The organism is Streptomyces sp. NPDC040589 (genome assembly GCF_055594445.1).
Window position 1 is genome coordinate 295,163 of the sequence record NZ_JBVIWP010000011.1, and the last position, 6,641, is coordinate 301,803.

The following is a 6,641-nucleotide window of genomic DNA, read 5'->3' on the forward strand; positions in this document are numbered from 1 at the left end:
CTGCGCTTCCCCTGCTCAGGGATGTCGCGGAGCCTCGGAAGGGACATCCTCCGGCCACCCCCAGGACACCGCCATAGACTCGACTGTGTGTCCGAGCTCCCTCCCCTGGCCCGCTTCGGCGACCGCGTCGCCACCGGGCTCCTCGACGTCACCGACGATCCCGAAGCCCTGGAATCCAGCGGCTTCTGGGCCGTCTGCGCCGACTTCGAGGGCCGTCTGACCTGCGCCCGCTTCAGGGACGTGCGGGAGCAGCCCGTGCCCGCCCCCGTGCCCGGCGCATGGCGCGCTCCGGCGGCGGACGACTGGACGTCCTCCCTCGACCACGCCGCGTACACGGCAGCCGTACGGCGGATCCGCGAGCACATCGCGGCCGGCGAGGTCTACCAGGCGAATCTGTGCCGGGTGCTGTCCGCGCCCGTCGCCCCCGGCGCCGACGTGGACGCCCTCACCGCGCTGCTGGCCCGCGGCAACCCGGCGCCGTACGCAGGAACGATCCGCTTGCCCGGGCGCGGTGTGGAGATCGCCACCGCGTCACCCGAACTGTTCCTGCGGCGCGACGGGCGGGTCGTCGAGTCCGGGCCCATCAAGGGCACCGGCCGCACCGAGGCGGACCTGCTGGAGAAGGACTACGCCGAGAACGTGATGATCGTGGACCTGGTCCGCAACGACATCGGGCGGGTCTGCGCCACGGGCAGTGTGACGGTGCCCGATCTGTGTGCCGTCGAGAAGCATCCGGGGCTGGTCCATCTCGTCTCGACGGTCCGCGGCGAGCTGGGGGAGGGGTCCGGCTGGGCCGAACTGCTCGGCGCCGCCTTTCCGCCCGGTTCGGTCACCGGCGCGCCCAAGTCGAGCGCCCTGCGGATCATCGACGCGCTGGAGACGGCGCCCAGAGGGCCGTACTGCGGGGGGATCGGCTGGGTCGACGCCGACCGGCGGGTCGGGGAGCTGGCCGTCGGCATCCGTACCTTCTGGATCGACCGGGCCGCCGGCGTGCTGCGCTTCGGCACCGGCGCCGGCATCACGTGGGGATCGGACCCCGAGGGGGAGTGGCGGGAGACCGAGCTGAAGGCTTCCCGGCTGCTCGCGATAGCGTCGGGAGGGTATGAGGTGAGTGGAGAGGATTTGACGTGAAGATCTGGCTCGACGGCGGGCTGCAGGACAGCGAGTCCGCCCGCGTCTCCGTCTTCGATCACGGGCTGACCGTGGGCGACGGCATCTTCGAGACGGTGAAGGCCGTGGACGGCAGGCCGTTCGCGTTCACCCGGCACCTCGACCGGCTGACCCGGTCGGCGCGCGGCCTCGGTCTGCCCGACCCGGACCACGACGAGGTGCGCCGCGCCTGTGCCGCCGTCCTCGAGGCCAACCCCGCGCCGCTCGGCCGCCTCCGGATCACCTACACCGGCGGCCACGGCCCGCTCGGTTCCGACCGCGGCGACCGCGGCCCGACCCTCGTCGTCGCCCTCGGCGCGACGAACCGCCGCCCCGACTCCACCGCCGTGATCACGGTCCCCTGGACCCGCAACGAGCGCGGCGCGCTCACCGGCCTGAAGACCACCTCGTACGCCGAGAACGTCGTGGCCCTGGCCCGTGCCCGCGAACGGGACGCCTCCGAGGCGTTGTTCGGCAACACCGTGGGCCGGCTCTGCGAGGGCACCGGGTCCAACGTCTTCGTCGTCCTCGACGGCGAGATCCACACGCCGCCGCTCGCCTCGGGCTGCCTCGCGGGCATCACGCGCGCGTTGGCGATCGCATGGACCGGTGCCCGGGAGACCGATCTGCCGCTGGACGTGCTGGAGCGGGCCGACGAGGTCTTCCTGACGTCCACACTGCGGGACGTGCAGGCCGTGCACCGCGTCGACGACCGTGAGCTGCCGGGCGCGCCGGGCCCGGTGACCGCCAAGGCCATGCGGATCTTCGACGAGCGCTCCGGGCACGACCTCGATCCCTGACAGCCCCCGCTTATTCGGCTGAACGGGGGCCTGGTTGCGGGTAGAACACCCCTGATGACCACGACCCTGCGGCCGACCGAGCCGCTTCAGCAGAACGCCGACGGGACGCGTTCACGCCGCTTCCAGGTGTGCGTGAACAGCCGTCCCGTAGGAGCGATACACCTCGGCACGCATCCTGTGTTCGGCGACGCGGTGGCCCGGATCATGAAGATGCGCATCGAGGAACCGGACCGCAGACGCGGCCGGGGCACGGTGGCCGCGCTCGCCGCCGAGGAGGTGGCGCGCGGCTGGGGGTGCCGGCGCATCGAGGCGACGGTGCCCGCCGACGCCGAGGCGGCGCTCCGGCTCGCCACGGCGCTCGGCTACGTCGTGCGCAACCGCGGCATGGAGAAGCCGCTCGGCGACACCCCGCCGGAACTGCCCGAGGGCAGCCGGGCCCGGCCCATGACCGAGGCGGAGTTCGGCCCCTGGCTGGAGAAGGGCAAAAAGGACTACGCGCAGAGCTGGATCGAGCGGGGCGTGCCGGAGGCCGAGGCCCGGGCCAAGTCGGAGCGGGACCACGCCACCCTGCTGCCCGACGGCCTCGCCACCCCCGGCATGCTCATCAGCGTGGTGGAACACGAGGGGATACCGGTGGGCACGCTGTGGCTCGCGGTGCGCCAGGACAACGCCTTCGTCTTCGATGTCGAGACCGAGGCCGCCCACCGGGGGAAGGGACACGGCCGCACCCTCATGCTGCTGGCCGAGGCCCAGACGATCGCCGAGGGCAGGCGGGCCATCGGACTCAACGTCTTCGCCGGCAACACCCCGGCCGAACGGCTCTACGCGTCCCTCGGCTACGAGACCCGGCGGTACGCCATGTACAAGCCGCTGTTGTAGAGGTCCGGCGGGGCGGGGTCAGCCCTGCTCCTGCCCGGTCAGCAGCCGGTCCGCGATCTCCTCGATCCTCTCGCGCAGCCCCTCCTGGCTCTTGCCGCCGTCGAGCCGCTCGCCGTCGATGACGTAGGTCGGGGTGCCGGTCACGCCGATCGCCTTGCCCTCGGCCTGGTCGGCGTCCACGATCAGGATGTGCCGGCCGTCGATCAGCGCGGTGTCGAACTCCTCGGCGTCCAGGCCCAGTTCGCCGGCCACCTCGACCAGGAAGGGTTCCCCCTTACGGGCCAGCTCCTCCACCCGTCCCAGCAGGGCCTCGGCGTACGGCCATCCCCGGCCCTGCTCCCACGCCTCCTCCGCGGCCTGGGCGGCGGCGAAAGCGTGCTTGTTCTTCTCCAGGGGGAAGTGCCGCAGCCGCAGCTCCAGACGATCCCCGTAGCGGGCGCGCAGCGATCGGAGGTCGTCCAGCGCGGTGCGGCAGTCCGGGCACTGGAGGTCGCACCAGACCTCGAGGACGGGGGCGGTGGACGGGGCAGGGGTGGAGTTGCTCATGCCGACAGTCTTCCAGCCTGTACACCTGCACCGGCACCTGCGGAGGAGGCGACCCGGAGATCTCCCTGATGTAGGGGCGAGCCATGGCCCGCCGGGGTGCGGCGGGTGCAGGATGGAAGGGACGAAGTGCCCCTGCCCGACCGCGCCACGCCTGGAGGACCGGATGATTGCCGAGACCGTCTGCTCCGCCGTGTCCGCGGCAGGCCTGGGCATTGCGGCCATCACGGCGTACCGCAAGCGTTTCCTCGCCGCGGCCCGCATCGCGGCGTACTCGCTCGTGCCGATCGGCCTGGTCATGACGGGAGTCGTCGAATGGCTGGCCGACACCGCGTTCAGCCCGACCGCCTGGGCGGGCTTCGGGGTGCTGGGCCTCGCGTGGGCGCTGTTCGCGACCACCCGCGTCGTGGAACGCCGTCGCGGCGGCACCCGCAAGGAGCGCAGAGCGGCCCGCGCGGCGGACTGGCCCGAGGCGGTGGCCCCGGCGGCCTCGGCGCCCTCCCTGGGACAGGGCGGACAGGGCCCCCGCCCGGCCTCCCGGCCCGCGGCGGCGTCCCAGGGGCAGGACGAGTTCAGCGACATCGAGGCCATCCTCAAGAAGCACGGCATATGACGGCCGGCCGCGCGCCGGACTGAATCGTCACAGTGGGGCCGAGGACGCGCGGAAGTGATCACAACCTGAACCGGACCTCACGCAATCGGCGCACCCTCGGACGGAACGAGGGCGCTGATCGCGCCTGGCGGGGCGGCTGCGTCATCATCGCCGCGAGATGCTGGACACGACGAGACAGAGCGACCCCGCGCCGCCGCAGGACGAGCCACGTGGTTGTCTCTTCGCCCTTTCCCAGCCACCGCTGATGATCTTCCTTGCGGTGATCGGGTGTCTGCTGCTCATGGCCTCGTTGCACGATCTGCTGATGCTGTGAGCCCTACCCGCGGTACCCGGCGCCACCCGCCGGGGCCGCGTCGGCATCAGCCCGCCGCCTCCCTGCGGCGCGCCCGGTACGCGGCCACGTGCAGGCGGTTACCGCAGGTGCGGCTGTCGCAGTACCGCCGGGAGCGGTTGCGGGAGAGATCGACGAAGGCGCGGCGGCAGTCGGGCGCCTCGCACCGCCGCAGCCGCTCCTGCTCCCCGGCGACCACGAAGAACGCCAGTGCCATCCCGCAGTCGGCCGCCAGGTGGTCGGCGACGGAGGCACCGGGTGCGAAGTAGTGCACATGCCAGTCGTAGCCGTCGTGGTCCGTGAGCCGGGGAGTGGTTCCGGCGGCCGCGACCAGCTCGTTGATCAGTCCGGCGGCGGCCCGGGCGTCGGGGGCGGCGAAGACGGCGGCGAACCGCCCGCGGATCTTCCGCACCGCGGAGAGGTCGAACTCCGAGAGCACGCCGACGTCGCTGATCTCGTGGTTGCCCACGAAGTCCGTGAGCGTCGCCACGTCCGGCAGCCCGTCCGCTGCCGTGTCGTCCTCCGGTGCGGTGTTCACCAGATCGACCACGGTGTCGAGGGCACACCGGGTGTCGTGGGTGATCAGCACGATTCGCTCCCTGGCCTGGGGGTCGGGCAGGCGCCCGCCGATGCTGGCCGATGGTAATGGCTCCGCATCCACCGGACCGCGCTCATGCCCGCACATGGCTTCGATTAGAACGCTGCCGGGCCCGGCATGGTTCCCGCCTACCGACAGTGACGACGAGCGTTCCCGTCACCTCCCGGATCCTCTCGTCGGCGCGCACGCACCGGCGCCGACTCCGCGTGATCCGCGGTGCCGGCGCCGGTGTATCCCGTATGCGGTTGTCCGAGCCCGAGCCGTCTCCCCGAGTCGACGGCGTCGGGCGGCCTTGTGAGGGCCTCGCCCTAGCTTTCCGCCAGGATGTGCGAGAGCTCCTGATCGAGGTCGAAGTGCCGGTGCTCCGTGCCGGGCGGCACGGCGGCGTCGGTCCGCTTCAGGAAGGACTCCAGGGCCCGTGCCGGGGCCTCGAGCAGGGCCTCGCCCTCCGGTGAGCTCAGGGCGATGCACACGACGCCCTGGCCGTGACTGCGCGACGGCCAGACGCGGACGTCGCCGGTGCCGGTAGGGCGATGAAGTCCCTCGGCGAGGAGGTCGCGGGCGAACACCCACTCGACGGTCTCCTCGGCTCCGGTGTGGAAGGTGGCGTGCACGGCGTAGGGGTCGGCCGTGTCGTACCGCAGGCCTGCGGGGACAGGCAGGGAGGACTCGCTCGACACAACGAGGCGCAGGTGCAGCTCGCAGCTGACCGTGGTGTTCATAAGCGCCAGGGCCTTTCGCTCAGTGTGCGCTCGGGGATTCGCACGTCGGCGAAATCGACATGCCACCTACGGTGCCGTTGTAAACCCCTCTGAGTGTTTTGCGTGCCTTTACGTAACTCTTCCGGCCGAGAGATCGTTCGCGTCGTGCGTCCATTCCGGTGACTGGTTTCGCTCGGGTAGTGTTTGGCCGTATGAATACGGGGAGTAACGAGCCGGGCGAGGTGGCCGTGGCATCGGACGAGACGGGGACGGACGAGGTGCGCAGCGAGCATGAGCAGGGGCTCGGCTCGCGGGCGCCGGAATTCATCAAAGCGCGCCGGGCGCTGCACGTGAGCTGGCAGGTCGGGGTTTTCGTCATCGGGCTCGCGGTCGTCGTGGCCGGCATCATCATGCTGCCTCTGCCCGGGCCGGGCTGGGTCGTGATTTTCGGCGGCATGGCGATCTGGGCGACCGAGTTCGTGTGGGCCCAGCTGGTGCTCCGCTGGACCAAGCGGAAGGTCACCGAGGCGGCGCAGCGTGCCCTGGACCCCAGGGTGCGGCGGCGGAACATCATCCTGACGACCATCGGGCTGGTGATCGTGGTCGTACTGGTCGGTATCTACGTGTGGAAGTTCGGCATAGTCATGCCGTGGAAGATCAAGGACCAGTGAGTCGCGCCGGGGTGCCGGTGTCGGTCTCGCGCTGGTCACAGGCACCCCCTGACATGGGGTAATGTTCTTCCTGCGTCCGGGCGATTAGCTCAGTGGGAGAGCGCTTCGTTCACACCGAAGAGGTCACTGGTTCGAACCCAGTATCGCCCACCCGGATCAACGGCCCACCTGCGATTGAGCGGGTGGGCCGTTGTCGTTGTGTGTGGCCGTGCGCCTGCGGCGGCCCGTGGCCCTTCGGTGGGGGGTGCGCGTAGCGCCTGACGCCGGGTGGTGGGTCGGGGGGGGGGGGGGGGGGGGGGGGGGGGGGGGGGGGGGGGGGGGGGGGGGGGGGGGGGGGGGGGGGGGGGGGGGGGGGG

Annotated in this window: 9 protein-coding genes and 1 tRNA gene; 7 read left to right on the forward strand and 3 right to left on the reverse strand. The window is 71.6% G+C overall.

Annotated features, from left to right (window positions below; translation table 11 throughout):
• Positions 1 to 87 precede the first annotated feature (87 nt).
• From ACZ58V_RS36245 to ACZ58V_RS36255, 3 genes are read left to right on the forward strand one after another with little or no spacing between them, the layout of a single operon-like run.
• The gene (locus tag ACZ58V_RS36245; RefSeq protein WP_468199507.1) at positions 88 to 1,131 is read left to right on the forward strand and encodes a chorismate-binding protein; all 1,044 of its coding nucleotides are present in this window, start codon (positions 88 to 90) and stop codon (positions 1,129 to 1,131) included.
• Positions 1,128 to 1,949 carry an aminotransferase class IV gene (locus ACZ58V_RS36250; RefSeq protein WP_468199509.1) on the forward strand — a complete coding sequence of 274 codons (822 nt, stop codon included), beginning with the start codon at positions 1,128 to 1,130 and terminating at the stop codon, positions 1,947 to 1,949. The genes ACZ58V_RS36245 and ACZ58V_RS36250 overlap by 4 nt, the downstream gene beginning before the upstream one ends.
• A 54-nt stretch (positions 1,950 to 2,003) precedes the next feature.
• Entirely contained in the window at positions 2,004 to 2,828 is an 825-nt protein-coding gene (locus tag ACZ58V_RS36255) for a GNAT family N-acetyltransferase (RefSeq protein ID WP_468199511.1), read from the forward strand.
• Positions 2,829 to 2,846: 18 nt separating this feature from the next.
• Here the strand turns inward: ACZ58V_RS36255 and ACZ58V_RS36260 are convergent, their stop codons facing one another.
• On the reverse strand, positions 2,847 to 3,374 hold the full coding sequence (locus ACZ58V_RS36260; RefSeq protein ID WP_468199513.1) for a DsbA family protein: 528 nt from the start codon (positions 3,372 to 3,374) through the stop codon (positions 2,847 to 2,849).
• A gap of 163 nt (positions 3,375 to 3,537) precedes the next feature.
• Between ACZ58V_RS36260 and ACZ58V_RS36265 the strand changes: the two genes are divergently transcribed.
• Positions 3,538 to 3,984 carry a hypothetical protein gene (locus tag ACZ58V_RS36265; RefSeq protein ID WP_471295411.1) on the forward strand — a complete coding sequence of 149 codons (447 nt, stop codon included), beginning with the start codon at positions 3,538 to 3,540 and terminating at the stop codon, positions 3,982 to 3,984.
• A 157-nt stretch (positions 3,985 to 4,141) separates the two neighbouring features.
• Positions 4,142 to 4,297: a hypothetical protein gene (locus ACZ58V_RS36270; RefSeq protein WP_382837751.1), complete on the forward strand. Its 156-nt coding sequence runs from the start codon at positions 4,142 to 4,144 to the stop codon at positions 4,295 to 4,297.
• Positions 4,298 to 4,343: 46 nt separating this feature from the next.
• Here ACZ58V_RS36270 and ACZ58V_RS36275 read toward each other — a convergent pair whose 3' ends face one another.
• Both ACZ58V_RS36275 and ACZ58V_RS36280 read right to left on the reverse strand, forming a co-directional pair.
• Complete coding sequence (locus ACZ58V_RS36275) at positions 4,344 to 4,904, reverse strand: CGNR zinc finger domain-containing protein (RefSeq protein ID WP_382837748.1); 561 nt, start codon at positions 4,902 to 4,904, stop codon at positions 4,344 to 4,346.
• Positions 4,905 to 5,221: 317 nt separating this feature from the next.
• On the reverse strand, positions 5,222 to 5,635 hold the full coding sequence (locus tag ACZ58V_RS36280) for an SsgA family sporulation/cell division regulator (RefSeq protein WP_004002642.1): 414 nt from the start codon (positions 5,633 to 5,635) through the stop codon (positions 5,222 to 5,224).
• A 191-nt stretch (positions 5,636 to 5,826) separates the two neighbouring features.
• Here ACZ58V_RS36280 and ACZ58V_RS36285 point away from each other — a divergent pair, with 191 nt between their 5' ends.
• Together ACZ58V_RS36285 and ACZ58V_RS36290 are read left to right on the forward strand one after the other, a co-directional pair.
• A complete protein-coding gene (locus tag ACZ58V_RS36285) occupies positions 5,827 to 6,285 on the forward strand; it encodes a TIGR02611 family protein (RefSeq protein ID WP_471295414.1) in 459 nt (152 codons plus the stop codon).
• 78 nt (positions 6,286 to 6,363) lie between these two features.
• A tRNA-Val gene (locus ACZ58V_RS36290) sits at positions 6,364 to 6,435 on the forward strand.
• Positions 6,436 to 6,641 lie beyond the last annotated feature (206 nt).

Bases quoted from the DNA above. Each gene is read 5' to 3' on its own strand.
- ACZ58V_RS36260 (WP_468199513.1), bottom strand. From the start codon at position 3,374: ATGAGCAACTCCACCCCTGCCCCGTCCACCGCCCCCGTCCTCGAGGTC.
- ACZ58V_RS36270 (WP_382837751.1), top strand. From the start codon at position 4,142: ATGCTGGACACGACGAGACAGAGCGACCCCGCGCCGCCGCAGGACGAG.
- ACZ58V_RS36280 (WP_004002642.1), bottom strand. From the start codon at position 5,635: ATGAACACCACGGTCAGCTGCGAGCTGCACCTGCGCCTCGTTGTGTCG.
- ACZ58V_RS36285 (WP_471295414.1), top strand. From the start codon at position 5,827: ATGAATACGGGGAGTAACGAGCCGGGCGAGGTGGCCGTGGCATCGGAC.
- ACZ58V_RS36265 (WP_471295411.1), top strand. From the start codon at position 3,538: ATGATTGCCGAGACCGTCTGCTCCGCCGTGTCCGCGGCAGGCCTGGGC.
- ACZ58V_RS36255 (WP_468199511.1), top strand. From the start codon at position 2,004: ATGACCACGACCCTGCGGCCGACCGAGCCGCTTCAGCAGAACGCCGAC.